This is a genomic window from Agrococcus sp. Marseille-P2731 (assembly GCF_900117395.1).
Taxonomy (GTDB): Bacteria; Actinomycetota; Actinomycetes; order Actinomycetales; family Microbacteriaceae; genus Agrococcus.
On the sequence record NZ_FPEG01000003.1, the window covers coordinates 445,448 to 469,326 of the forward strand.

Here is a 23,879-nt window from a genome sequence, read left to right on the forward strand (position 1 = left end):
GAGGGGCGGCAGCGCCGCGGGGGTTTCAGCGGGTTGCGGTCTTAGCGGGTGCGAGCCACGACGTGCTCGGCGAAGGCCTCGAGGCCGCGGCGCACCGTGCCGGCCGGCAACGGCCGCAGCGCCTCGAGCGCCCTGCGCTGGAAGCGCTCAGCCTCGGCGATCGACTCGCGGACGACCTCGTGGGTCGCGAGCTCGGCGATCGCGGCAGCCAGGTCGGCGTCGTCCGCGGGCGACTCGAGGCGGGCGCGCAGCGCCACGGATGCCGCATCGTCGCGCTTCGCCAGCAGCAGCACCGGCAGCGTCCGCACGCCGGCGCGCACGTCGTTGCCCTGATCCTTGCCCGTCGCCGGGTCGGCGGAGAGGTCGATGACGTCGTCCACCAGCTGGAACGCGACGCCGATGCGCTCCCCGAACTCGCGGAGCGGCTGGCGCAGGGCCTGATCGGCGCCACTGACGACGATGCCGAGCTCAGCGGCGGCGGCGATGAGCGAGCCCGTCTTGTCGCTGAGCACCTGCAGGTAGTGCGCGACGGGATCGGCCTCGCCCGGGCCGAGCGTCTCGTGCAGCTGGCCGAGGCAGAGCCGCTCGAAGGTGCGCGCCTGCAGCTCGGCAACCTCGCCGCCGAGCGGGGCCGACACGGCGCCGGCGCGGGCGAAGAGCAGGTCGCCCGCGAGGATCGCGACCGAGTTGCTCCACACGACGTGGGCCGCGGGCACCCCGCGACGGGTGTCGGCCTCGTCCATGACGTCGTCGTGGTACAGGCTCGCGAGATGCGTGATCTCGACGACCTGGGCGGCCGCGAGCACATCGTCGTCGATGCCCCTGCCAAGGTGCGCGGCGAGCAGGAGGAGCAGCGGCCTGGCGCGCTTGCCGCCAGCCTCGTTCAGGTACCGCGTCACCGCATCCGCCACCGGATCGGCGATCTGCAGGTGCGCAGCCAGGAGCGTCTCGAGCCGCTCGAGGCCCGACTCGACGGCGTCGACGACGCGCTTGTCCGCGGGCATCGCGAAGCGCGCCCCGCGCAGCCCGAAGGCCGAGGTGACCGAGGCCATCAGGCGTCCTGCTCCTCCGGCTGGGCGTGGCGGGCGAGGCGCATGGCGCTCGTGATCTCGGTGGGCTTGCGGCCGCGGTGCAGCGCGACGACACCCATCGTGAGGTTGCGGTGCGCGACGCGCGTGAAGCCGGCCGTGCGGATCCACTGGGACAGCGTCTGCTGGTCGGGCCATGCCTGGATCGACTCGACCAGGTAGCGGTAGGACTCGGGGTTGCTGCTGGCAGCCTTCGCGAAGCCGGGCAGTGCCGTGCGCATGTAGAACTCGTACCCCTTGCGCACGACGTTCACGGGGGGCTGCGAGAACTCGCAGACGACGAGGCGGCCGCCCGGCTTCAGCACGCGGAGGAACTCGCTGAGCGCCGCGCGCGGGTGCTGCACGTTGCGCAGGCCGAAGGAGATGGTCACGGCTTCGAAGGTGTCCGCCTCGAACGGCAGCTCCTCGGCTGAGCCGTGCACGAACTCGATGTCGGGGTGCCTGCGCCGGCCCTCGTCGATCATGCCCTGGCTGAGGTCGAGCGCGGTGACGAGCGCCCCGGCCTTCGCCATCGGCGCGGCGGATGCCCCGGTGCCGGCGGCGACGTCCAGGATCCGCTCCCCCGCCTGCGGCCGCACGGCGCGCTGCATGTGGATGCGCCAGAGCTTGTCGTTGCCGCCCGACATCAGGGAGTTCAGCAGGTCGTAGCGCTTGGCCGTCGCGTCGAACATGCCCGCAACCTCGTCCGGGTCCTTCTGCATGTCTGCTCGGCTCACCCCTCCATCCTAGGCTCCCGCGCGTGCGCGCTCCCCGGGTGCTCGCGTCGACGCCGAGGGAGGGCGCCTCGGCGTAGGCTTGGAGCATGCCAGGCCTGCGGGTGCGCTCCGAGCGCGCGGAGCTCGGGCGCCTGCTGGAGCACGCGGATCCGCGGTTCCCGCTCGCCGTCCGACGCGGCGCCGACGGCATCGTCGGGCGCGGCGAGGCCCTGCGGCTCGAGTTCCACGGCGCCTCTCGATTCACCGAGGCGGCGGATGCGTGGCGCGCGGTCGCGCGCGCGGCCACGGTCGAGGATCCGGTCGGGGTGCCCGGCACCGGCCTGATCGCCTTCGGCGCCTTCGCCTTCGACGACCGGTCGAGCGCGACGAGCGTGCTGATCGTGCCGCAGGTCGTGGTCGGCCGCCGGGGCGATGACGAGTGGATCACCTGGATCGGCGACGAGGGCCGTCTGCACCCGACCGCGGTCGACGAGGTGCGCGTCGAGCTCGCGGACGGCGCGATCGACGGCGAGCGCTACCGCGCCGTCGTGGCCGAGGCGACCGAGCGCATCCGTGCCGGTGCTGCCGAGAAGGTGGTCGTCGCCCGTGATCGCGTCGGGCAGCTGCCGGAGGGCGGCGACGTGCGCTCGGTGGCCGTCGGCCTCGTGCAGCGCTACCCCGATGCCGTGACCTACGCCGTCGACGGGCTGATCGGCGCGAGTCCCGAGACGCTGATCGCCGCGCACCGCGGGCACTTCTTCTCGCGGGTGCTCGCCGGCACCGCTGCTCGCGGCGCCACCCCCGCGCTCGACGCGGAGATCGCAGAATCGCTCGCCTCCGGAGACAAGGACCTGCGCGAGCACCGCTACGCAGCCGACTCGGCGATGGCGGTGCTGCGCGACCTCGCTCCGGACGCGCGCGCGTCGGAGCCGTTCCCGCTGCGGCTGCCGAACCTCTGGCACCTCGCGACCGACATCACCGGCACCCTCGGCGACCGATCGACGCTCGACGTGCTCGCGCTGCTGCACCCGACTGCCGCGGTGGCCGGCACGCCGCGCGCCGCGTCGCTCGCGATCATCCGCGAGCTCGAGGGCGTCGACAGGGGCCGCTACGCGGGTCCGGTCGGATGGATCGACCAGCAGGGCGGTGGCGAGTGGGTGATCGCGCTGCGCGGCGCCGACATCGCGGCCGACGGCTCGATCCGAGCGTTCGCCGGTGCCGGCATCGTCGCGGGCAGCGATCCCGACGCCGAGCTCGCCGAGACGGCCGTGAAGCTGCGGCCGATCACCGACGCGCTCGCCGACCCGCTGCCCTGAGCAGCGGACGAGCTGCGCGCCGCTCCTCGCGCTACATCGCCTGCTTGTCGAGCTTGGCCTTCTTGGCACCCTTCGACTGCTTGCCGCTCTTGGGCTTCTTGCGCTCCTTGGCCTGCTTGTCGCCCTTGCGCCGCTCGTCGGCCTTCCGCTTCTTGCCGCCCTTGGCCTTCTTGCGCTTGCCGGTCTGCTTGCCCTGCTCCGACGGCGCAGCCGCGTCATCGGGCGCTGGCTCCTCGCCGGCCTCCGGCAACGTCACGTCGCCCGTCGCCAGCAGCCGCTCGCGCTCGACCTCCACGTCGAAGTCCGCCGTCGGCCACTGCGGATCGACCGCCTCGAGCGCCTCGAGCAGCAGCTCGCGCACGGCGAGCCGCGCGTACCACTTGCGGTCGGCGGGCACGACGTGCCACGGGGCGCCGACGCGGGCCGTGCGGTTGATGGCGACCTGGTAGGCCTCCATGTAGTCGTCCCAGCGCTCGCGCTCGTCGACGTCGCCCGGGTTGTACTTCCAGTGCTTGTCGGGCCGGTCGATGCGCTCCAGCAGCCGCGAGCCCTGCTCGGCGCGCGAGATGTGCAGCATGACCTTGACGAGCCGGATGCCGCGCTCCGCGACCTCGCGCTCGAACTCGACGATGCGGCCGTAGCGCTCCTGGATCTCATCTGCCGGCGAGAGCTGCCGCACGCGATGGATCAGCACGTCCTCGTAGTGCGAGCGGTCGAAGACCCCGATCATGCCGGGCTGCGGCAGCGCCTGCTCGATGCGCCAGAGGAAGTCGCGCTTGCGCTCCGCGGCGGTCGGCGCCTTGAACGAGGTGATCGCGACGCCCTGCGGGTCGACCTGCCCGATGACGTGGCGCATGATGCCGCCCTTGCCAGAGGTGTCCATGCCCTGCACCATCAGCAGCACCGCATCCTGCGCCCCTGCGCGGCTCGCGGCGAAGAGCCGCTCCTGCAGCTCGGCCAGCCGCTCGACGCCCTCGGCGAGCGCCACCTGGCCCGCGAGCTTGTCGCCCGTGAAGCCGGGCGTGGATGCGGGATCCAGCTCCGCCAGCCGGATCGAGCGGGTGATGCGGAGAGCGTCGGTGATCTCGGTCATGCGCCGAGACTACTGCTGTGGCGCTCCGCGCTTGCCCCGGCCTCGGCCGGCGCCCCGATCGGCCTTGCTGCGCTTGGCCCTGCCGCGCTCGCCCCTGCCTTGCTTGGCGGCGCGTCGTCGCTCGGCCCTCGGCTCCGCGGTGCGCTCGCCCACCTGCACGCCCGGGCCGATCGCCCGGCCGATGCGGCCGTCGCGCGCGGGCTCGAGCTTGTTCGAGATGAACTTGCTCACCCAGTGCAGCTTCGGATCGGGATCGATGAGCAGCGTCTTCACCGCCAGCGTGGCCGGCAGCGCCAGCAGCGCGCCGACCGGTCCGAGCGCGAACGCCCAGACCAGCAGCGACAGGAAGGAGGTCGCGGGCGTGACGCCCACGGCGTCGCCCGCCACCTTGGGCTGGATCAGCGACTGCATGACGAAGTTGATGACGCTGAAGAGGATGGCCGTGAGCAGGGCGTTGAGCGGCCCGTTCGCGAGCAGCGCCATCAGCGTCGGCGGGATGACCCCGAGCACGAAGCCGACGTTCGGGATGTAGTTCGTGACGAACGCGAAGACCGCCCAGACGAGCGCGAGCGGCACGCCGAGCGCGGTGAGCGCGACGAAGTCGAGCACCGACACGATCAGGCCGAAGATCGTCGCGACCACCCAGTAGCGCTGCACGCCGGCCGCGAAGTGGTCGATGCCGCGCACGATGCCCGGGTTGGAGGCGGCGATGCGCTTGATGCGCTCCGGCAGCCCCATCGAATCCCAGCAGAGGAAGAAGATGACGACGAACAGCGTCGCGAGGAACGCGAGCGCCACACCGGCGTCGGAGGCCACCATCCCGACCGCGCTGGCGATGGCGCTCGGGCTGAAGGCGTTCTGCAGCTGCTGCAGCGCCTCGTCCTGCGAGATGCCGAGCGACTCGAGCCACACGAGCGTGTCGCGATACATGCGGTTGAACTCGGCCGAGTAGCCCGGCAGCTCGACGACGAGCGACTGCACGGACCAGTAGATGGACCACAGCAGCGCGATCAGGAAGGCGTAGACCGTCAGCAGCGACGCGAGCGCTGCCAGCACCTTGGGCGTGCCGATGCGCAGCAGCCACTGCTGCAGCGGCATCACCGCGATCACGAGGTTGAAGCCGAGGAAGACGGGCGCGACGAACGTGCTCACCTGGCTGAGCAGGATCAACACGGCGATCACCGCGATGATCGACAGCAGCACGATGAGGGTGCGCGGCAGCATCCAGCGCTGCGCGTCCTCCGCCGTCATCTGCGGCACCGGAGGCGGAGCAGGGGTGCGACGCTGCCACGGCCAGCGCATCAGCGGCCGCGCTCTCGATCGGCGGGCGGCGCGGCGGCCGGCCGCCCGCGGAACCCGTCCATGCCCTCGTTGACGCCCAGCGCATCCGCCACCCAGTCGCCGACCGCGGTCGGCAGCGCCTTGATCGCCGGCACCAGTCGCACGAGCGGCGGCAGGGCCAGCAGCGCTCGGCGCGACTCGATCGCGCCGAGGATCTGCGTGGCGACGCGCGCCTGCGACAGGATCGGCAGCAGCGCGGGCACCCGCGTCGTGACGCCCTCGAACATGCCGGTGTCGATGTAGTAGGGCGCCACGGTGAGCGCCGTGATGGGTGACCCCTGCTTGCGCAGCTCGGCGCGCAGCGACTCCATGAACCCGACGGCGGCGAACTTGCTGGCTGCGTAGTCGGTCTGCCCGGCGACGCCGATGAAGCCCGCCGCGCTCGCGACCGTGACGATGCGACCCCTGCCGGCGTCGCGCATCGCCGGCAGCAGCGCGCGCGTGACGAGCATGGGCGCGATCGCGTTGACGCGCATCGTCAGGTCGATCTGCGCGGCCGTCAGCTCGGTGAGCGGCTTGCCGGAGACCACGCCCGCGTTGTTCACGAGCACGTCGACGGGGCCGAGCATGAGGGTCTCGGCGGCGGCGAGCTCGATCGCGTCGGCGTCGGCGAGGTCGACGACCACGACGGTGCCGCGGCCGCCGGCGCCGTGCACCTCGCTGGAGACGCGGCGCGCTGCCGCCTCGTCGCGATCCCAGATGACGACGTGCGCGCCCTTGCGGGCTGCCCCGAGCGCGACGAGCCTGCCGATGCCGCTCGCGGCTCCGGTGATGACCATGGTCGTCCCCGCGTCGATGCGGGTCGCGGCCACCCCGTCAGCGCTGCGCATCCGGCGCTCCCTCCACCTCGGCCTCCAACACGGCTTCGATGATGCCCGGTCGAGACTGCGAGAGCGCCCGGCGCAGGCCCGCCCGATCGGTGACGCGCTCGTAGGGCCAGCCGTAGGCGGCGGCGAGGTGCTCGAGATCGATGTCGTGGGGGGTGCGCTGCACGCGCTCGAAGTCGCCCGGGTGCGCGCTGGCCGCCACCTCGAGCAGCGTGAAGAGGCTGCCGCCGCGGTCGTTGCCGACGACGATCTGCAGCCGCGGCCGCTCCTCCCCCGGCGGCACGTGGAGCCCGCCCGCGTCGTGCAGCAGCGCGAGGTCGCCGATCAGGAGCCGGGTGAGGCCGGGCGAGCCCGAGCGCGCGTGCGCGATGGCGATGCCGGATGCGGTGCTGACGGTGCCGTCGATGCCCGCGAGCCCGCGGTTGGCCCTCGCGGTGACGGCCTTCGGCCCCGCGACGTCGTCGAGCTCGCGGATGAGCCGCGAGGCGGCGACGACCAGCCGGTCGTGCGGCCAGGTGCGATCCCAGACCTGCGCGACGAGCTCGCGCCGGGTGATGGGCGTGCGCCCCTCGGCAAGCTCGGCGCGTGCGTAGTCTGCCCTGGTCAGGTCGGAGTCGGGCGCGGTCTCGCGATCGCGCTCCGCGGCGATCGCACGACCGGCGCTCACCCAGCGCTGCGTCCAGGCGCGGCCGGCGGTCTCGGTCTCCTCCGTCAGCTCCTCCACGACGACCCGGCCGCTCAGCACCGTCGAGCGGCCCGTGCCGCGCACGTTGTCCTGGTGCGCGCGGCCGATCGTGACGACCTCGACGTCGGGGCGGCGGATGAGCCCGGTCACGGCCCGAGACAGGGTCGGGTGGCCGAGCACCACGACGCGGCGCACCTCGCCGCCCAGCTGCCCGATGACCTCGCGCGCGTGCTGCACCAGCGAGGGGCCGAAGCGGGCGCGCGAGGTGGGCTCGGCGATGAGCGGCGCACCGAGGATCTCGGCGACGTCGACAGCGCTCTCGCCCGCGTCGGCGCCCGCGATCACGACCGTGCCATCGGCGGGCAGCAGCGCCGCGGTCGACATCGGCGGGCGCTCGACGCGCTCGACCGGCTCTCCGATCGCGGGCTCGCCGCCCGAGAGCGGCTCGCGGAAGGCGATGTTCAGCTGCACCGGGCCGGGCTCGGTGTGCCCGGCGTGCTCGGGCTCCCGCCAGCCCAGGGCGCTCCGCACCGCCATGACCGCGTCGCCCTCTGGGTCGTGCAGCGCATCCGCCCCCACGTCGAGCACGATGCGCGCGCCCTCGCCGAAGATGCCTGGCTGGCGCGTCGTCTGGTTCGCGCGCACCCCCTGCAGCTCGGCCGGCCGGTCGGCGGTGATGGCGATGACGGGCACGTCGCTGTGGTGCGCCTCGAGCATCGCCGGGTGGAGGTTGGCGAGCGCGGTGCCGCTCGTGACGACGATGGCGGCGGGCATGCCGGTCTCGCGCGCGAGGCCGAGCGCGAGGAAGGCGGCGCTGCGCTCGTCGATGCGCACGTGCAGGTCGAGCAGCCCGTCGCGGGATGCGCGGGCGGCGGCGAGCGCGATCGCCTGCGAGCGCGAGCCCGGGCAGACGATCAGGTCGGTCACTCCGGCCGCGGCGAGCGCTGCGACCAGCCGGTCGGCATACGCTGCGGCCGACAGGCTCTCAGGCACGCGCGGAATCGCCGTCGTCAGGAGCGCGGTGCTCCTGGCCGTCGGTGTCATCCTCGGGGGCCGCATCTGCGTCGTGCGACGTCGACCGCTTCGGCTTCGGCGACGGGCCCTCGGGGGCAGCAGGAACCGCCCCCTCTGCAGGGCCGGCCGTCGCCTCAGGCTCGCCGGCGATCGGCTCGTCGGCGGCCGCGGTGCGCTCTGCCTCCGGGACGCCGGTGAAGTCCTCGTCGTCGAGCGCGGCCAGCTGCGCCTCGAGCTCGGCGATGCGGCGGTCGGCCTCCTCGTCGCTCACGTCGCTCGAGCGCGTGAACGAGGGGTCGTCGTCAGGAGCGAAGGGGCGTGCGGAGGACCGCGGCCCCTTGCCCCACGCGAGCCAGCCGATCGAGCCGAACACCGGCAGCACCACGATCAGCACGACCCACAGCACGCGGTTCAGGCGGCGGATGCGGCGATCGTCGGTGACCGTCAGGTCGACGAGCGCGTAGACCGTGACCACTAGGGCCAGGATCCCGCCAATGATGAGCCACCGCATGTCACCCAGGGTAGGCCCCTTCGCTATGGGCCGCTCATAGACTTGACGCATGTCCCCCTCCCTGCGCTACCTCGTCGTGCGCGCCCTGCTGTTCGTCGTGCCCTTCGCCGTGCTGATGATCGCGCGCGTGCCGTGGGTGCTGTCGCTGCTCGTCGCGCTCGCGTTCGCGTTCGCCGCCTCGATCGTGTTCTTCGGCCGCCTGCGCGCCGAGGCGGCAGCCGACCTGCAGCGGATGCGCGACGGGCGCAAGCGCGCGGATGCGGCGCCCGACGATGGCGACGTCGAGGACGCGATGCTGCGCGACGACGACCTGCGCGACAGCCAGGACGACGACGGGACCGGGCCGGACGCATCCGCCCGCCCCTGAGGGCCGCGCGCGCTCGTGCCGGGCGCTACGGGACGCTGACGAAGCCCGCCGGGCCACCCCAGATGGCCACGGCGAGTCCGACGCCGTAGAGCAGCGCCGTCATGCCGGTGAGGCCGAGCGCCGTGATGAGGTCGCGCGGCGTGCGCGCGAGCGCGACGATCACCATCGCGGGGCCGGCGAGCAGCAGCACCGCGAAGACCATGACGCCGTAGGCGAGCGCGTAGGCGAACAACCAGAGGATCACGAAGGGCACGAGCATCAGGGCGATGTAGAGCGCCTTCGACGGCCGTCGCCCGATGATCGTCGCGAGGCTGCGCTTGCCCGCAGCGCGGTCGGTCTCGATGTCGCGCAGGTTGTTGCACAGCATGAGCGCCGCCGAGATCGCACCGATCGCGATGCCGAGCGCGATGGAGTCCTCGGTGGCGCGGCCGATGATCGCGTAGGTCGTGCCGACGACGGCGACGGGCCCGAAGAACAGGAACGCCATCAGCTCGCCGAGCGCGTAGTAGCCGTAGGGGCGCTTGCCGCCCGTGTACGTCCACGCCGCGACGATGCAGACGACGCCGACGAGCAGCAGCCACCAGCGGCCGGAGAGCACGACGACCAGGATGCCCGCGAGCGCACCCGCCGCGAGGAACGCGATCGCGACGTCGCGCACCGTCCGCGCGGCTGCCTTGCCCGCGCCGACCAGCCTGCCGGGGCCGACGCGCACCGCATCCGTGCCCTTGACCCCGTCGGAGTAGTCGTTGGCGAAGTTCACGCCGATCTGCAGGAAGACGGCGAGCGCGAGGCACGCGAGCGCGATGCCCAGGTGGTAGCCCTCGGCGTTGAAGGCAGCAGCCGTGCCGAGCGCGACGGGCGCGATCGCCATGCCGAGGGTGCGCGGGCGGGCGGCGGCGATCCAGTCGCGCCACGTCGCGGGCGAGGGCGTCTCGCCGCGCTCCTGCGCTCGCCTCGCCGGATTGCCGGACCGGGGCTGGATGCCCGATCGGGCCTGCTTGCCTGAGCTCTGCTGCGCCATCCCCTCGATGGTATTCCCCGCCGGGGTCAGCCGAAGAAGCCGCGGCGCCTGCGCTCCTGCGTGCGGCTGGCGACGAGCCGCGCCAGGCGCTTGCGGTCGGGCTTGCCGGATGCGGTGGTCGGCATCACCGAGACCGTCACCAGGTGGTTGGGCCGGGCGGGCTTGCCGAGGGCGTTCGCGACCGCCGACCGGATCTCGGCGAGGGAGGGCTTGAGGGTCGTCACGACCGCCGGCACCTCGCCCCACTCTGCGTGCGGTGCTGCGACGACGACCGCGTCGGGCGCGAACACCTGCACGACGTGCTCGACGGCGGCGAGCGAGACCTTGATGCCGCCTGAGTTGATGACGTCGTCGATGCGGCCCGAGACCTGCAGCGTGCCGCCGATCAGCGAGCCCGCGTCGCCCGTCTTGTACCAGCGGGTGCCGATCGCGTCGGCGTGGAAGCGCTGCGCGGTGAGCTCCGCATCCTCGTAGCCGTCGGCCAGCTGCGGCCCGGCGATCTCGATCTGGTCGGTCAGGCGCACCTTCACGTCGCGCAGCGGCCGGCCATCCCAGACGCAGCCGCCGACCGTCTCGGTGGCGCCGTAGGTGCGCGTGATGCGCCAACCCAGGCGCGCGGCGCGCTCGATCAGGCCGAGCGGCGCGCGCTGGCCACCCAGCAGGATGCGGTCGAGGCGCGCGATCGGGCCGATGAACGAGCGGTCGAGCGATGCTGCGTCGACGAGCCGCGCGAGCTGCGTCGGCACGAGCGAGGTGTACTTGCGGTCGTGCTCGAGGCTCTGCACGGCCTCGACGAAGGCCTCAGCGGTGAAGGCACCGGCGGTGCGGACGAGCGGGGCGCCGCTCACCTCGTTGCGCCAGATCACGTTGAGGCCTGCGATGTAGTGCTCCGGCAGCGCCAGCACCCACTGCCCGGGTGCTCCGAGCCGGTCGATGGCGGCGTCGGTCGAGGCGGCGATCGCCTCGTCGGAGAGCACGACGCGCTTGGGAACGCCGCTGGATCCACTCGTCTCGACGACGACTCCCACGGGCACCTCCTCTGCGCTGCGCTGCTGCTGTTCGGTCGGTCGTCTGGTCAGTAGTGGTACGGGAAGGGCGACCAGTCTGGCTCGCGCTTCTCGAGGAACGAGTCGCGGCCCTCGACCGCCTCGTCCGTGCCGTAGGCGAGGCGGGTCGCCTCTCCGGCGAAGATCTGCTGGCCCACGAGCCCGTCATCGACGGCGTTGAAGGCGAACTTCAGCATGCGGATCGCGGTCGGGCTCTTGCCGAGGATCTCCCGCGCCCACTCGATCGCGGTCGACTCGAGCTCGGCGTGGGGCACGGATGCGTTGATCGCGCCGGCCTGCAGCGCGCGGTCCGCGTCGTACTCGCGGGCGAGGAAGAACACCTCGCGCGCGAACTTCTGGCCCGTCTGGCGCGCCATGTAGGCGCTGCCGTAACCGGCGTCGAAGGAGCCGACATCCGCATCCGTCTGCTTGAAGCGCGCGTGCTCGCGGCTGGCGATCGTGAGGTCGCAGACGACGTGCAGCGAGTGGCCGCCGCCGGCGGCCCAGCCGGGCACGACCGCGATGACCACCTTCGGCATGAAGCGGATGAGCCGCTGCACCTCGAGGATGTGCAGCCGCCCGGACCGGGCGGGATCGATCGTGCTCGCCGACTCGCCCTCGGCGTAGCGGTACCCGTCGCGGCCGCGGATGCGCTGGTCGCCGCCCGAGCAGAAGGCCCAGCCGCCGTCCTTGGCGCTCGGGCCGTTGCCGGTCAGCAGCACGACCCCGACCCGGCTGTCCTGCCGGGCGCCGTCGAGCGCGCGATAGAGCTCGTCGACGGTGTGCGGGCGGAAGGCGTTGCGCACCTCGGGCCGGTCGAACGCGATGCGAGCGATGCGGCCGTCGCGCGAGCGGTGCACCGTGATGTCGTCGTAGCCGGGCTCCGCGTCGGCCCACTCGGCAGGGTCGAAGAGGGGCGAGATCGTCACGGTGCCAGCCTAGCGAGCGCCGCGCCGTGCTTGGTGGGCGGTTCGGCTGCTCGGCGCACGCTGGCGCTCACACCGCTGGGCACGGCTCGGTCGGTGCGCTGTGCTCGTTGAGCGGCGTGCACAGCCACTCGGTCACGGCACCGCGATCGTCGCGCACGATGCGGATCCCCAGGTCGAACCAGCTCATGCTGGCCGGGCCGCCGACCATGACCGCCGAGCGGAGCTCCAGGTGCGTGGGCGCCAGCGCCGTGACGAAGGCGTTGGCGTCGTGCTGGATGTCTCCGTCGGGCACCTCAGGGCAGCTGCCGTCGGCGCGGCACCGCTCGGCGACCGCGACCGCGATCGCCCCGGCTCGCTCGATCACCTCGGGATCGAGGGTGGCCTCGTAGAAGGCCTCGGTCGGCGTCGCCCGATCGCCGTCCACCACGAAGGCGGTGCCCTGCGCCGTGACCATCGGGTCGTCCTGGACGTCGAAGCTGTAGACACCGGGGTGCAGCTGCGACGGAGCAGCCATCGACAGCTCCTCCCCTGCGATCAGCGGGACGAAGGCACCGCCGTTGCCGAAGACCGTGACGGGCTCGACGAGCGATTCCGTCAGCTGCCACGCGCCCGCTGCGCGCTCGGCGGTCAAGGGGCGCACGACCTCGTCGCCGTCGACCTCGTAGGACACCTCGACCGTCGCCTCGTCGCCGTCGATGTGCACGAGCCGCACCGCGGGGCGCGCGATCGGCTCTGCCGACTGCAGCACCGCATCCGACACCGACCGCGCCGCGCGCGAGCCCGACACCATCGCCTCGGCATCGACAGCACGACCCTCGACGATCGCCGTGAGGTATCGCATCGCGGTCGCCCCGAGGCGATCCTCGTCGGCGCCCACCGCCGCCCGCTCGGCCAGCTGGATGCCGCCGGGGACCAGCGCACCGACGATCGCCCCGACAACGCCGGCGACGAGCACGTGCCGCCAGTCGATGCCGCGGCGGCGGGCGGGGCGCGGCGCCGGCTCGTCGCGGGCGTCGGGATCGCTCGTGTGCGCTGGCCGCACGGTGACCGGCTGCTCGAGCGCGGGCAGCGGCGCATCGCCCGCCGGGGGCATCACGAACTCGGGCATCGACGACGACACCGCATCATCATCGCGCGGATCGCGCGACTCGACGCCGCTTCCGCCCGCATCGTTGCAGAACGGATGCCGAAGCGTCCGTGCAGGGGCTCAGAGCGTGGAGAGCGCGCAGGTGCTCAGAGCGTGCAGCCCCGCAGCGCCTCCGGCTCCCCCGGCTCGCCGCAGCGCCACTCCGTCGGCACGCCGCGGTCGTCGAGCAGCGCCCGCAGCCGCACGTCGAACCACTCCGTCTCGGGGTCGGAGCCGTCGGTGCCGCGTCCGTCGCCGCCGACCGCCATGATCGACACGACCAGCTCGACGACCCCGGCCGCGGCGTCGACCTCGACCGGGTAGGGATCGCCGACCGGCAGCAGGCTCAGCCCGAAGTCGACCGGGCACCGCGCGCGCATCTGGCAGTCCGCGACCACGTCGAGCGCGAGCTCGGTGGCGTAGTCGCGGATGCGCGGCACGACCCCTGCGGTCACGTACGGCACCGTCGGCGTGCGCACGTCGCCGTCCACCACGAACCGGTCACCGCCCGAGAGGAAGAACGCCCCCGAGTAGGCGTCGATCGTGTAGCTGCCGGGATAGAGCAGCACGGGCGAGCGGCCATCGAGCGGCACGCCCGCGACCTCGACGCGGCCGATTGGCTCCCGGAAGCGCACGTCGGCCACCTCGGCGAGCGAGTCCTGCAGCTGCCACTCCCCGTCGATGAGGGCCGCGTCCAGCGCGCGGAGCACGTCGGCGCCGCCCACCCGGAACCGCACGTGCGCCGCGCCCGAGGCGCCGTCGACCTGCACGAGCTGCACCGAGAAGTCGGTGATCGGCTCCGCCGACGCCAGCACCGCATCCGGCGCGACGCGCCCGCTGCTCGTCACCGGTGCGAGCGCCGTCGCGACGCCGGAGCGCCCGGTCGCGATCGCGGTCAGGTAGTCGAGGGCGACGCCGCGCAGGCTCTCCGCCTGCGCGCTGGCCGTCGTGTCGTCGAGCGCGCGCATCGCGGTCGGGACCGCGATGCCGAGCAGCGTGCCGACGATGCCCGCGACGAGCAGCTGTCGCCAGCCGAAGCGGAGGGCGGGATGCGCTGTCGCAGGGCGCCCCGGGATGCGGAACGGGTCAGGACCGCCAGCGGATCGCGGCGGTTCGGCCACGAGCGCCTGCTGCCGCCGAGCGCTCTGATCGACCGCGTCGGATCGCCCCTGGGCGCGCGCTGCGGGACGAGCCGCAGCCGCCGCCTGGGGCGGTGCCTCGAACTGCGGCATCTCGAACTCCGGCATCGCCGTCGACACGGCATCATTGTCGCGCCGCCCACCGGGCTGCGGAAGATGCGATCTGCGTCAGGCAGGGGTCGACAGCGCCTCGAGGAAGCCCCAGCCGAACGAGGTGGCCGCCGCGAAGAGCACGAGGAACGCGAGCCCCAAGGCGACGCCGAAGAGGCCCGTGCGTCGCCCATCCGCCGTGGTCGCCGCCATCGCGCCGCAGACGACCCCCGCGCATCCGACGACCGAGGCGACGATCACCATGGTGAGCACCAGCGGGAGCTCGCCCTCCCGCGGCGCGAAGAGGTGGCTGAGCTGCTGCACGAGCGAGACGACCTGCAGGACGACCGCGAGCGCCAGCAGCCAGAGCGAGACGGGGCCGAGCCGCGCGCGGCGGCGCTGCGACGGCGTGGTGCGCGCTGCCGGGCGGTCGGAGGCGCGGGCAGCGCTCCGGTCGGAGCTCGGCTCGGAGCGCAGCAGGTCGTCGATCATCCGGCGATCGTATGCAGGCACCGGTGCGCGCCGCACGAGGCGCGCCACCGCATCCGCTACTGCAGGATGCCGACGGTGAGGGCGATGATGAGGAACACCACGGGGTTCGAGATCACGAGCACCCCCGCGGCGATCGCCGCCATCGTGACGTTGCCGGTGCCGCGCTTGACGAGGGCAGTGACGGCGAAGGCCACCGCGAGCAGCGTGATGACGCCCCACACCGGCAACAGCCAGATCACCAGGCCGTCGAGATCGACCCACGCGATGCCGAACGACACGAGGAAGCTCGCGCCGCTGAGCGCAGCGCCGACGAGCGCGAGCACGCCCCAGACGGGATTGCGGCGACGCTGCACGGCGCGCGTATCGATCACCCATGGCAGCTCGGTCACGCGTCGATTCTGCCAGGCGTGCGAGCATGGGCGCGTGGACCTCGACTTCGAGCGGCTCGCCGACCGCATGCACGTGGTGTCGCTGCCGCTCGCGACCCGCTTCCGCGGTGTCGAGCATCGTGAGGTGGCGCTGCTGTCGGGGCCGGCTGGGTGGGGCGAGTGGAGCCCGTTCCTCGAGTACGAGCCGGCCGAGGCTGCGCGCTGGCTGCGCGCTGCGCTCGAGGACGCCGAGCTCGAGCGGCCAGCGCTCGTGCGGGAGCGGATCCCGGTGAACGCGACCCTGCCGGCCGTGGCGCCGGAGGCCGTCGAGGGTGTGCTCGCGCGCTTCGACGGCTGCCGCACGGTGAAGGTGAAGGTCGCCGAGCGCGGCCAGACGCTCGACGACGACATGGCACGGGTCGCCCGGGTGCGGGCGCTGCTGCCGGATGCGCGCATCAGGCTCGACGCGAACGGCGGCTGGAACCCTGACGAGGCCGAGACCGCGATCCGCGCGCTCGAGCGCTTCGACCTGGAGTACGTCGAGCAGCCCTGCGCGACCGTGCCGGAGCTGGCGGAGCTGCGGATGCGGGTGCACCGCCTCGCGATCCCCATCGCCGCCGACGAGTCGGTGCGCAAGGCCGAGGACCCGCTGCTGGTCGCGCGGGCGGGTGCCGCCGATGTGCTGGTCGTCAAGGCGCAGCCGCTCGGCGGGATCCGCGCAGCGCTCGCGATCGTCGCCGAGGCCGGTCTGCCCGCCGTGGTCTCGAGTGCCCTCGACTCCTCCGTCGGACTGTCGCTCGGTGCCGCGCTCGCCGGGTCCCTGCCTTCGCTGCCCTTCGACTGCGGGCTCGGCACCGGCGCGCTGCTCGCGGCCGATGTGACGCCGACGCCGCTGGTGCCGGTCGCGGGCGAGATCACCGCCGCGCGCGTGGCGCCAGACCCCGCGCTGCTCGCGTCCCACGCCGCCTCGCCCGAGCGCACCGAGCACTGGCGAGCCCGCCTCGCGGCGGCCCTCCCCCACCTCTGACACGAGGTGCTCGACGCGCGCGCCGGCAGCGCATGCCGGCCGGAGCGCCATCCACCCGTCCTTCAACCGGTGAGGCGGTCGAAGGACCGGATAGTCCGGCCGAGACGCGCCACCACCGGTTGGCGGGCAGCCGCACTGTCCACAACCGGGGTCTGCCTCGCTTCGCTCCCGGCTGCACCTGCCCGACCATGCCGCGATGGACTTCCTGGCATGGCTCAGCACCGTCGGCGGCGTCTGCACCACGTCGCGGGCCACGGAGCTGATCGCGCAGCGCGAGCTGCGGGCGCTCAGGGCCCGCGGCGCGCTCTGGGTGCCGCTGCGCGGCTGGACAGCGCTCGGCGGTGTGCACAACGACGTGACGCGGGCGCTCGAGCTCGGTGGTGTCGTGACCTGCGCGAGCGCGTTCCGCGCTCACGGCCTCTGGACTCCGCATCGCGACCAGGGCCTGCACATCCGCGTGCACCGCGAGACGCACAGCGCGCGGCTCGCCACGGCCAGGCGCGCCGACGGCGTCCACGTGCATCGACTGCTCGGACGCATCGCGGAGCAGCGCCCCTGGGACGGGATCGACAGCATCCGCACCTCGCTCGCGGTCGCGACGAGCTGCGTGTCCGCAGTCGATGTGCTGGCTGCCGCGGACGCTGCGCTGCATCTCGGGAAGCTGCGGTCCGAGGACCTCGCGGAGCTGCGGCGGCAGCTGCCCAAGTCGCGCGGCCGGATCCTCGCCACTGCGACGGGCCTCGCGGGCTCTGGTACCGAGTCGCTCTTCGCTGCCATGCTGCGCAGGGCCGGCATCCGCTTCGTGCAGCAGCCGGAGCTGCTGCCGGGCGAGTTCTTCGACTTCTTGATCGGCACGTCGCTCGTCGTGGAGATCGACTCGCTCGCATGGCACGGCTCGCGCGCTCAGATGGCGAACGACCGCCGACGCGACGCGGAGCTCACCGCGCTCGGGTACCGGGTGCTCCGCTTCACCTACGAGCAGGTGGTGTTCGAGCCGGAGCGCGTGCTGAGGCTCGTGCTCGGTCTCGTGCGGCGTGACGTGCACGAGCGGGGGCTCTTCCCTCCGGAAGCGTGACCGCCAACCGCTGGGGGCGATCGTCGACCGGATGATCCGGTCGACCATCGCTCACGCCGGTCGACGGTCGCTGGTGCCGCAGCGCTGCCCTGGCAAGCAGCCGCACGCCGCGAGCGCGAGGCTCAGAGGCCGGAGTAGGCGTGCAGGCCGGCGAAGAACTGGTTCACGATCGTGTAGTTGAACACGATCGCGCTGAAGCCGATGATCTGCAGCCACGCCGAGCGCGAGCCGCGCCAGCCGCGCGTCGCGCGAGCGTGCACGTAGCCGGCGTAGATGACCCAGATCACGAAGGTCCAGACCTCCTTGGTGTCCCAGCCCCAGTAGCGCCCCCAGGCCTGCTCGGCCCAGATCGCACCGGCGATGAGCGTGAAGGTCCAGAAGATGAAGCCGATCACGCCGACCCGGTAGGCGAGGTCCTCGAGCTGCACAGGCGACGGGAGCGAGCGCAGGAAGCCGTTGTCGCGCCGCTCCTTGATGAGCTGCAGCACGCTGAGGCCGGTGCCGAGCGCGAGGAAGCCCATCGCGAGCGTCGCCACGAAGACGTGGATCACGAGCCACGGCGACTGCAGCGCCGGCGGCAGCGGCGTCACGCTGACGTAGAAGTTGACCGTCGCCGCACCCAGGCTCACCGCCGCGAGGCCGCTGATGAAGACGCCGAGGTAGTTCAGGTCCTTCCAGAGCCGCGACAGCACGAAGACGCCGACGATCACGGCGACCCCGGTCATCGCGAACTCGTACATGTTCGACCACGGCACGCGCCCGGCGGCGAGCCCGCGCAGGACAGCACCCGCCAGGTGCAGACCCCACGCGAGCACGATGAGCGTGAAGCCGATGCGCGCGCCCCGACCCGCCTTCGCAGTCGGTGCCACGGCGGATGCGCCGGCACCGTCGGATGCGCCGGCGCCGACCCGTGCGGTCGGTGCGCCCGCACCCACGAGCTCGCGCACCTCCACCGGCGCCTGCTTGGCCGCCGACCGGCGAGCGACATCGACGGCGTACGCGATGAACGCCAGCACGTAGAGGCCCATCGCCGAGTAGATGAGCAGCAGCGAGTAGGAGTCGAGTTCTGCCGTGGTCACGAGTCGATCCTACGCTCGCGCTCGGCGGTCGGCTCAGCCGCATCCGCCCCGCCGAGCCGCTTCGCGAGGTCGTCCACGGCCCGCTCGAGCGTCGGATCCTCGCCACGGGCGAGACCGGCGAGCTCGAGCCGGTCGCCGACGGCCTTCACCCACAGCCGTCGCCGCGGGATCAGCAGCGAGCCGAGCAGCGAGCCGACGAGCACCATGGTGATCCAGAACACCGGCGTCTGCGTGTGGTCGACGTGCACGTCGATCACGCCGTAGCGCCGCACGTCCTCGAAGGTGATCGAGCCGAGCCCGTCGGGCAGCTCGAGCGTCTGGCCCGGCACCATCGTCAGCGCGCCAGCTTCCGCGTCGCCGCCGGCGAGCGGCGTCATCTCGTCGGTGTCGAGCGTGTACACCGATCGCGGGATCCCGCCGTTGAGCCCGAGGTCGCCGGTGAACGCCTGCAGCGACAGCACGGGGTTCGCGAGGTCGGGGTAGCCGGAGGCGAGCGCTCCCGTGTCGAGCGGCACCGCCGTCGGGTAGAAGAAGCCGCGCAGGCCGAGCTGCTGCTCGAGCCCATCCGGCAGCTTGATCACGCCGAGGCTCGTCATCATCGGATCGTCCTGGGCGAGGAACGGGGTGTACTCGTCGTAGACGACATCGCCCGCGGCGTCGCGCACGGAGATGCGCGGCGCGTAGCCGTTCGAGATCAGGTAGAGGTCGGCGCCAGCGACCGACAGCGGCTGGTTCACCTTGATCTGCGCCTCGCGCGTCGCGTCGCCCTCCGTCACCGAGACGCTCGCCGTGAAGTCGAGCGGCGCCCCGATCGCGTCGGGGTTCGAGGTCTCGTAGACGACGTCGAGGTCGTCGAGCTGCACGGCGAACGGCGGCAGCGACGCCTCGTCGAACCACTGCCCGCCGCTGAAGGTGTCGTAGCTCGAGAGCGAGTTGGCGAAGCCGCGCCCCTCGACCAGCAGCCGCTGCCCGTTGTAGCCGAAGCCCGAGCCGAGGCCGACCACCAGGATCAGGGCGAGCAGCGAGATGTGGAAGAGCAGGTTGCCGCTCTCGCGCAGGTAGCCGCGCTCGGCCGAGACCGACTCGCCGTATCGCGCCGTGCGGTAGCCGAGCCTGCGCAGCACGCCGTCGGCGCGGTCGAGGTCGGATGCGGTGCCCGCCACCGTCTGGAAGCCCACGAGGCGCGACAGCCGGGACGGCGTGCGCGGCGGCTGCGCGCGCATCGCCTTCCAGTGGTGCGCGAGGCGCGGGATGACGCAGCCGACGAGCGAGGTGAACAGCAGCACGTAGATGGCCGAGAACCACGGGCTCGAGTAGACGTCGTGGAGCGACAGCGCGTCGTAGAGCCAGACGAGCTCCGGATTGTCGGCCCGCACCTGGATGACGCCGTTCGGATCGCTCGAGCGCTGCGGCACGAGGCTGCCGGGGATCGCACCGACGGCGAGCAGCAGCAGCAGCACGATCGCCGTGCGCATCGACGTGAGCTGCCGCCACCCGAACCGCAGCCAGCCGCTCAGCCCGAGCTTCGGCCCGGATCCGGAGCGCTCGGCGGGCACCGGCGAGTCGAAGTGATCGCGCGGGCGCAGCGGATCCGAGGAGCGCTCGGGCGCGGGGCTAGATGACGGTGACAACGGAGGCGATCCATCCCTGGAGCGATTGCATGATGGCGTTCCACGCGCCGGTGACCATGAGCAGGCCGATGGCGACCAGCATGGCACCGCCGGCGATGTTGACGGCCCGGATGTGCCGGCGCAGCCAGGCGACCGCGCCGCCCGCCCAGCCGAGGCCGAGGGCGATGAGGAGGAACGGGATGCCGAGGCCCAGCGCGTAGGCGAGGCCCAGGATCGCGCCCTGCCCGGCGCTGCCGGTGGTGACGGTGAGCGCGCTGATCGCGGCGAGGGTCGGCCCGGAGCACGGGGTCCAGCCCAGGGCGAAGACGACACCGACGACGGGCGCCGCCCACATCCCGCCCGACTTCACCTGCTGCGGCTTCCACACGCGCTGCAGGAACGAGAACTGGCCGACGAAGACGAGGCCGAGCGCGATGAGCACGACGCCCAGGATCCGCACGAGGAGGTCGGCGTGCTGCAGCAGGAACGAGCTCGCCGCACCGACCACGGCCGTGCCGAGCACGAACACGAGGGTGAAGCCGGCGATGAACAGCGAGACGCCCGCGATCAGCCGGCGGCGGCCGCCGTCCTTGCCGCCGACGAGGGAGCCGACGAGCCCGAGGTAGCCGGGCACGAGCGGCAGGATGCACGGGCTCGCGAAGGAGACGAGGCCGGCGAGCAGCGCGATGGGCACCGAGACGAGCAGCTGCCCGCTGAGCACCGCGCCCGCGGGGTCGAACGCCGCAGCATCGAAGCTCACCGCTCGAGCTCCTCCCTCAGCAGCGTCGAGAGGATGCTGGTGTCGCTCACCGCGCCGGAGACGCGAGCGGCGACCCGCCCCTCGGCGTCGAGCACGATCGTCGACGGCACCGCGTTCGGGGCGACGATGCCGGTGAACGCGAGCTGCGCCTGCGCCGATTCGTCGTCGAGGATCGAGGGGTACTCGATGCCGAACTGCTCGTCGAAGGCAGCTGCCTGCGCGGCCCCGTCGCGCACGTTGACGCCGAGGAAGTCGACCCGGTCGCCGTACTCGGCGTGCAGCTCGGCGAGCACGGGCGCCTCGACGCGGCAGGGCGGGCAGGCGGCGTACCAGAAGTTGACGAGCGTGACGCCGTCGAGCTCGGCCGAGTCGAAGTCGCCGCCGTCGACGAGCGGGCCGGAGAAGGCCTCCGGTGCGACGCGCTGATCCGGCTCGAACTCCGTCCAGAGCCCGTCGCCGGCGATGTAGCCGGCGTCGCCGACCTGGCCGGCGACACCGTCGCTCGACGAGCAGCCGGCGAGGGCGAGCCCCGCGACCATCGCGGCCCCGATCGCGGTGCGCGCGCCGCGCATCCGCCGCCTGCCAGCGCTCATGCGCCCGGCACTCATACGGCCCCCGTGTCGATCGCATCGACGGCAGCGGCGGGCTCGACGTAGTCGACCTCGACGAAGCGGCCGTCGACGAGCGCGAAGCTCGTGATCGATGAGAGCTGGCAGCGGCGCGAGCGCGGGTCGTGCCAGAGGCGCTTGCCCGCGATGCGCAGGTGGGCCATCCAGATGGGCGACTGGTGGCTGACCATCACGATGTCGCCGTCGTCGTCGGATTCGTCGAGCTCTGCCCAGGCATCCTCCATCGCCGCGATCACGCGCTGCGCGATGGCCGTGTAGGGCTCGCCCCAGGAGGGCCGGAAGGGGTTGCGCAGCAGCGGCCACGATGCCGGGTGCGACAGCGCGCCGCTCGCCTCGAAGGTCTTGCCCTCGAAGGAGTTCGTGGGCTCGATGATGCGGTGCTCGGTGCGGAGCTCGAGGCCGAAGGCGTCGGCCCACGGCTGGGCCGACTGCTGCGCGCGCTCGAGCGGGCTCGCGGCGAGGCGCACGACGGAGCGCTCGGCGCCGCCGGTCGCGAGGTGCTCGGCGGCGAGCTGCGCCATGCGGTGGCCGCGCTCCGAGAGCACGTAGCCCGGCAGGCGGCCGTAGAGCACGCCCTCGGGGTTGTGCACCTCGCCGTGGCGCACGAGATGGAGGCGACGTGCAGGCATGGGGGCAATCGTACCGGCGCAGGCTATGTGCGCCGGCGGCGGGCGCGGCAGCGGTCGGCATACTGGGAGCATGCCCCTGCTCGTGCCCGTGCTCATCGCGCTCGGCATCGTGCTCGCCGCCGTCATGCTGTGGGTGTGGGCGACGTCGATCGCTCGCGTGCAGCACGGCGGCCGAGTGGCGAGCGGCGCCGGCGCAGCGGCCGCGCTCGCCATCGGCCTGATGGTGTCGGATGCGTCGCTCGAGTGGGTGGGCTGGGCGCTGCTCGCGGTCGGCGCGGTCGCGCTCGTCGCGGGCTGGGTCTGGCTCGCGCGGTGGGGGTCGCCCGCGGCTCGGTAGGATCGAGCCTGTGACTCAGCGGACTCTCATCAAGGACCTCGCATCGCTCCCCGACGGACCCGTGGAGGTGGCGGGCTGGGTCGAGACGGTGCGCGACCAGAAGCGCGTGCAGTTCGTGATCCTGCGCGACGAGTCGGGCTCTGCCCAGCTCGTGAACCCCGTCAACGACGAGACGGCCGACACCGCCGCCTCGATCTCGGCCCTCATGCACGGCTCGTTCGTGTCGGTCGAGGGTGACCTCAAGGCCGATGAGCGCGTCAAGCTCGGCGGGCTCGAGGTGAAGGTGCGCTCGCTCACCGTCGAGTCGGTGGCGAAGGACTCCCCGATCGCCGAGGACTCGTCGATCGACAAGCGCCTCGACTGGCGCTTCCTCGACCTGCGCCGCCCGGAGGCGCAGCTGATCTTCCGCGTGCAGACGACGATCGAGCACGCGATGCGCCAGCACTGGATCGACGAGGGCTTCATCGAGCTGCACACGCCCAAGCTCATGGCCACGGCCTCCGAGTCGCGCGCCGAGCTCTTCGAGGTGCCCTACTTCGACACCACCGCGTACCTGGCGCAGTCGCCGCAGCTCTTCAAGCAGATGGCGCAGTCGGCCGGCTTCGGCAAGATCTTCGAGATCGCTCCCGCGTTCCGCGCCGACCCCTCGTTCACGAGCCGCCACTCGACCGAGTTCACCTCGATCGACAGCGAGATCTCGTGGATCGACTCGCACGAGGACGTCATGCAGCTGCACGAGACGCTGCTGACGAAGGCGATCACGGCGGTCGTCGAGCGCCACGGCGACGACCTCAAGCAGCACTTCGACGTCGACCTGCAGGTGCCGACGATCCCCTTCCCTCGCATCACCCACGCGGAGGTCAAGGCCATCGTCGAGGCGCGCGGCCACACCATCGAGCGCACCGACGGCGACCTCGACCCCGAGGCCGAGCGACAGATCTCGCAGCACGTCAAGGATGAGCTCGGGCACGACTTCGTCTTCGTGACCGAGTACCCCTCGAGCGTGCGGCCGTTCTACCACCTGCGCCCCGAGGGTCGCGCAGAGGTCACGAACTCCTACGACCTGATCTACAACGGCGTCGAGATCTCGACCGGCGCGCAGCGCGAGCACCGGGTCGACGTGCTCGAGGCGCAGATCGTCGAGAAGGGCATGAACCCGGGTGAGCTCGAGGAGTACCTCGACTTCTTCCGCTACGGCGTGCCCCCGCACGGCGGCTTCGGCATGGGCCTCGCGCGCGTGGTCATGCTCATGCTCGGCCTCGGCTCGATCCGCGAGACGACCTTCCTCTTCCGCGGCCCGACGCGCCTCACTCCGTAGCCGCATCCGCCTCGCTCAGCCGAGTCGGGCGCGGATGCGGTCGGCCAGCTTCGCGGGGTCGACGCGCCAGGAGGAGTGGGGCCGGCCGTCGATGAGCACGACGGGGATGTCCTCGGCCCAGCGCTCCTCGAGCGCGGGGTCGTCGAGGATCGAGACCTCCGTGAGCGTCACCGCGTCGAAGCCCTCGACGACCCGCTCGACGACCGGCCTGGCCTCGTCGCAGAGGTGGCAGCCGGGCTTCGCGATGAGGGTGATCTCGACCATGCC

The 23,879-nt window shown here is 72.6% G+C and carries 25 protein-coding genes and 1 pseudogene; 6 read left to right on the forward strand and 20 right to left on the reverse strand.

Annotated features, from left to right (window positions below; all coding sequences use genetic code 11):
- Window positions 1-41: 41 nt before the first annotated feature.
- Entirely contained in the window at window positions 42-1,052 is a 1,011-nt protein-coding gene (locus BQ6202_RS10270; RefSeq protein WP_072314366.1) for a polyprenyl synthetase family protein, read from the reverse strand.
- Window positions 1,052-1,804: a class I SAM-dependent methyltransferase gene (locus BQ6202_RS10275; RefSeq protein WP_234946188.1), complete on the reverse strand. Its 753-nt coding sequence runs from the start codon at window positions 1,802-1,804 to the stop codon at window positions 1,052-1,054. The genes BQ6202_RS10270 and BQ6202_RS10275 overlap by 1 nt, the downstream gene beginning before the upstream one ends.
- Before the next feature lie 86 nt (window positions 1,805-1,890).
- On the opposite strand from BQ6202_RS10275, the gene BQ6202_RS10280 reads away from it, so the two are divergent.
- Window positions 1,891-3,099, forward strand: coding sequence for an isochorismate synthase (locus BQ6202_RS10280; protein ID WP_072314367.1), 1,209 nt, complete (start codon window positions 1,891-1,893; stop codon window positions 3,097-3,099).
- Between the two features lie 262 nt (window positions 3,100-3,361).
- Here BQ6202_RS10280 and BQ6202_RS10285 read toward each other — a convergent pair.
- The 5 genes and pseudogenes from BQ6202_RS10285 to BQ6202_RS10305 form a co-directional block, all read right to left on the reverse strand.
- Window positions 3,362-4,192, reverse strand: a pseudogene (locus BQ6202_RS10285) (PPK2 family polyphosphate kinase); the annotation flags it as partial.
- 9 nt (window positions 4,193-4,201) lie between these two features.
- The gene (locus BQ6202_RS10290; RefSeq protein ID WP_072314369.1) at window positions 4,202-5,443 is read right to left on the reverse strand and encodes an AI-2E family transporter; all 1,242 of its coding nucleotides are present in this window, start codon (window positions 5,441-5,443) and stop codon (window positions 4,202-4,204) included.
- A gap of 50 nt (window positions 5,444-5,493) precedes the next feature.
- The gene (locus tag BQ6202_RS10295; protein ID WP_072314370.1) at window positions 5,494-6,363 is read right to left on the reverse strand and encodes an SDR family oxidoreductase; all 870 of its coding nucleotides are present in this window, start codon (window positions 6,361-6,363) and stop codon (window positions 5,494-5,496) included.
- The gene (gene menD / locus BQ6202_RS10300) at window positions 6,350-8,038 is read right to left on the reverse strand and encodes a 2-succinyl-5-enolpyruvyl-6-hydroxy-3-cyclohexene-1-carboxylic-acid synthase (protein ID WP_234946189.1); all 1,689 of its coding nucleotides are present in this window, start codon (window positions 8,036-8,038) and stop codon (window positions 6,350-6,352) included. The genes BQ6202_RS10295 and menD overlap by 14 nt, the downstream gene beginning before the upstream one ends.
- Window positions 8,031-8,570 carry a PLDc N-terminal domain-containing protein gene (locus BQ6202_RS10305; RefSeq protein ID WP_159433638.1) on the reverse strand — a complete coding sequence of 180 codons (540 nt, stop codon included), beginning with the start codon at window positions 8,568-8,570 and terminating at the stop codon, window positions 8,031-8,033. The genes menD and BQ6202_RS10305 overlap by 8 nt, the downstream gene beginning before the upstream one ends.
- Before the next feature lie 49 nt (window positions 8,571-8,619).
- Between BQ6202_RS10305 and BQ6202_RS10310 the strand changes: the two genes are divergently transcribed.
- Complete coding sequence (locus BQ6202_RS10310) at window positions 8,620-8,937, forward strand: DUF4229 domain-containing protein (protein ID WP_072314372.1); 318 nt, start codon at window positions 8,620-8,622, stop codon at window positions 8,935-8,937.
- 25 nt (window positions 8,938-8,962) lie between these two features.
- On the opposite strand, the gene BQ6202_RS10315 is transcribed toward BQ6202_RS10310, so the two are convergent.
- The 7 genes from BQ6202_RS10315 to BQ6202_RS10345 all read right to left on the reverse strand — a co-directional run bounded on the left by BQ6202_RS10315 (window position 8,963) and on the right by BQ6202_RS10345 (window position 15,169).
- Entirely contained in the window at window positions 8,963-9,958 is a 996-nt protein-coding gene (locus tag BQ6202_RS10315) for a 1,4-dihydroxy-2-naphthoate polyprenyltransferase (RefSeq protein ID WP_072314373.1), read from the reverse strand.
- A 26-nt stretch (window positions 9,959-9,984) separates the two neighbouring features.
- Window positions 9,985-10,986 (reverse strand): AMP-binding protein, encoded by a 1,002-nt coding sequence (locus BQ6202_RS10320; protein WP_143143718.1) that lies wholly within the window; start codon window positions 10,984-10,986, stop codon window positions 9,985-9,987.
- 47 nt (window positions 10,987-11,033) lie between these two features.
- The gene (locus BQ6202_RS10325) at window positions 11,034-11,933 is read right to left on the reverse strand and encodes a 1,4-dihydroxy-2-naphthoyl-CoA synthase (protein ID WP_072314375.1); all 900 of its coding nucleotides are present in this window, start codon (window positions 11,931-11,933) and stop codon (window positions 11,034-11,036) included.
- A gap of 67 nt (window positions 11,934-12,000) precedes the next feature.
- Entirely contained in the window at window positions 12,001-13,053 is a 1,053-nt protein-coding gene (locus BQ6202_RS10330) for a hypothetical protein (RefSeq protein WP_072314376.1), read from the reverse strand.
- Window positions 13,054-13,166: 113 nt separating this feature from the next.
- Entirely contained in the window at window positions 13,167-14,318 is a 1,152-nt protein-coding gene (locus BQ6202_RS14915) for a hypothetical protein (protein ID WP_072314377.1), read from the reverse strand.
- Between the two features lie 48 nt (window positions 14,319-14,366).
- The gene (locus tag BQ6202_RS10340; protein ID WP_072314378.1) at window positions 14,367-14,780 is read right to left on the reverse strand and encodes a hypothetical protein; all 414 of its coding nucleotides are present in this window, start codon (window positions 14,778-14,780) and stop codon (window positions 14,367-14,369) included.
- Window positions 14,781-14,836: 56 nt separating this feature from the next.
- A complete protein-coding gene (locus tag BQ6202_RS10345) occupies window positions 14,837-15,169 on the reverse strand; it encodes a hypothetical protein (protein WP_072314379.1) in 333 nt (110 codons plus the stop codon).
- Between the two features lie 34 nt (window positions 15,170-15,203).
- Here BQ6202_RS10345 and BQ6202_RS10350 point away from each other — a divergent pair, with 34 nt between their 5' ends.
- Window positions 15,204-16,175: an o-succinylbenzoate synthase gene (locus tag BQ6202_RS10350; RefSeq protein ID WP_268753757.1), complete on the forward strand. Its 972-nt coding sequence runs from the start codon at window positions 15,204-15,206 to the stop codon at window positions 16,173-16,175.
- 196 nt (window positions 16,176-16,371) lie between these two features.
- Window positions 16,372-17,250, forward strand: a complete 879-nt coding sequence (locus BQ6202_RS10355; protein ID WP_072314380.1) for an endonuclease domain-containing protein — start codon at window positions 16,372-16,374, stop codon at window positions 17,248-17,250.
- A 122-nt stretch (window positions 17,251-17,372) separates the two neighbouring features.
- Here the strand turns inward: BQ6202_RS10355 and ccsB are convergent, their stop codons facing one another.
- Genes ccsB through BQ6202_RS10380 form a run of 5 tightly spaced genes read right to left on the reverse strand, consistent with a single transcriptional unit; the run spans window position 17,373 to window position 21,957 of the window.
- Complete coding sequence (ccsB, locus tag BQ6202_RS10360; protein ID WP_072315105.1) at window positions 17,373-18,278, reverse strand: c-type cytochrome biogenesis protein CcsB; 906 nt, start codon at window positions 18,276-18,278, stop codon at window positions 17,373-17,375.
- 47 nt (window positions 18,279-18,325) lie between these two features.
- Window positions 18,326-19,960, reverse strand: a complete 1,635-nt coding sequence (gene resB / locus BQ6202_RS10365) for a cytochrome c biogenesis protein ResB (protein ID WP_234946190.1) — start codon at window positions 19,958-19,960, stop codon at window positions 18,326-18,328.
- Window positions 19,944-20,699, reverse strand: coding sequence for a cytochrome c biogenesis CcdA family protein (locus BQ6202_RS10370; RefSeq protein ID WP_234946191.1), 756 nt, complete (start codon window positions 20,697-20,699; stop codon window positions 19,944-19,946). Before BQ6202_RS10370 ends, resB begins: the two co-directional genes overlap by 17 nt.
- A complete protein-coding gene (locus BQ6202_RS10375) occupies window positions 20,696-21,292 on the reverse strand; it encodes a TlpA family protein disulfide reductase (protein ID WP_083587200.1) in 597 nt (198 codons plus the stop codon). Before BQ6202_RS10375 ends, BQ6202_RS10370 begins: the two co-directional genes overlap by 4 nt.
- Window positions 21,293-21,303: 11 nt before the next feature.
- The gene (locus tag BQ6202_RS10380; RefSeq protein WP_072314382.1) at window positions 21,304-21,957 is read right to left on the reverse strand and encodes a histidine phosphatase family protein; all 654 of its coding nucleotides are present in this window, start codon (window positions 21,955-21,957) and stop codon (window positions 21,304-21,306) included.
- A 70-nt stretch (window positions 21,958-22,027) separates the two neighbouring features.
- Here BQ6202_RS10380 and BQ6202_RS10385 point away from each other — a divergent pair, with 70 nt between their 5' ends.
- Both BQ6202_RS10385 and aspS read left to right on the forward strand, forming a co-directional pair.
- The gene (locus tag BQ6202_RS10385) at window positions 22,028-22,294 is read left to right on the forward strand and encodes a hypothetical protein (RefSeq protein WP_072314383.1); all 267 of its coding nucleotides are present in this window, start codon (window positions 22,028-22,030) and stop codon (window positions 22,292-22,294) included.
- 10 nt (window positions 22,295-22,304) lie between these two features.
- Window positions 22,305-23,612, forward strand: a complete 1,308-nt coding sequence (gene aspS / locus BQ6202_RS10390; RefSeq protein WP_072314384.1) for an aspartate--tRNA(Asn) ligase — start codon at window positions 22,305-22,307, stop codon at window positions 23,610-23,612.
- 15 nt (window positions 23,613-23,627) lie between these two features.
- Here aspS and BQ6202_RS10395 read toward each other — a convergent pair whose 3' ends face one another.
- Window positions 23,628-23,876 carry a glutaredoxin family protein gene (locus tag BQ6202_RS10395; RefSeq protein ID WP_072314385.1) on the reverse strand — a complete coding sequence of 83 codons (249 nt, stop codon included), beginning with the start codon at window positions 23,874-23,876 and terminating at the stop codon, window positions 23,628-23,630.
- Window positions 23,877-23,879 lie beyond the last annotated feature (3 nt).

Coding starts and splice junctions, on each gene's coding strand:
- BQ6202_RS10270 (WP_072314366.1), bottom strand. CDS start 1,052: ATGGCCTCGGTCACCTCGGCCTTCGGGCTGCGCGGGGCGCGCTTCGCG.
- BQ6202_RS10280 (WP_072314367.1), top strand. CDS start 1,891: ATGCCAGGCCTGCGGGTGCGCTCCGAGCGCGCGGAGCTCGGGCGCCTG.
- BQ6202_RS10290 (WP_072314369.1), bottom strand. CDS start 5,443: ATGACGGCGGAGGACGCGCAGCGCTGGATGCTGCCGCGCACCCTCATC.
- BQ6202_RS10295 (WP_072314370.1), bottom strand. CDS start 6,363: ATGCGCAGCGCTGACGGGGTGGCCGCGACCCGCATCGACGCGGGGACG.
- BQ6202_RS10305 (WP_159433638.1), bottom strand. CDS start 8,570: ATGCGGTGGCTCATCATTGGCGGGATCCTGGCCCTAGTGGTCACGGTC.
- BQ6202_RS10310 (WP_072314372.1), top strand. CDS start 8,620: ATGTCCCCCTCCCTGCGCTACCTCGTCGTGCGCGCCCTGCTGTTCGTC.
- BQ6202_RS10315 (WP_072314373.1), bottom strand. CDS start 9,958: ATGGCGCAGCAGAGCTCAGGCAAGCAGGCCCGATCGGGCATCCAGCCC.
- BQ6202_RS10340 (WP_072314378.1), bottom strand. CDS start 14,780: ATGATCGACGACCTGCTGCGCTCCGAGCCGAGCTCCGACCGGAGCGCT.
- BQ6202_RS10355 (WP_072314380.1), top strand. CDS start 16,372: ATGGACTTCCTGGCATGGCTCAGCACCGTCGGCGGCGTCTGCACCACG.
- ccsB (WP_072315105.1), bottom strand. CDS start 18,278: ATGGGCCTCTACGTGCTGGCGTTCATCGCGTACGCCGTCGATGTCGCT.
- BQ6202_RS10375 (WP_083587200.1), bottom strand. CDS start 21,292: ATGAGCGCTGGCAGGCGGCGGATGCGCGGCGCGCGCACCGCGATCGGG.
- BQ6202_RS10380 (WP_072314382.1), bottom strand. CDS start 21,957: ATGCCTGCACGTCGCCTCCATCTCGTGCGCCACGGCGAGGTGCACAAC.
- BQ6202_RS10385 (WP_072314383.1), top strand. CDS start 22,028: ATGCCCCTGCTCGTGCCCGTGCTCATCGCGCTCGGCATCGTGCTCGCC.
- BQ6202_RS10395 (WP_072314385.1), bottom strand. CDS start 23,876: ATGGTCGAGATCACCCTCATCGCGAAGCCCGGCTGCCACCTCTGCGAC.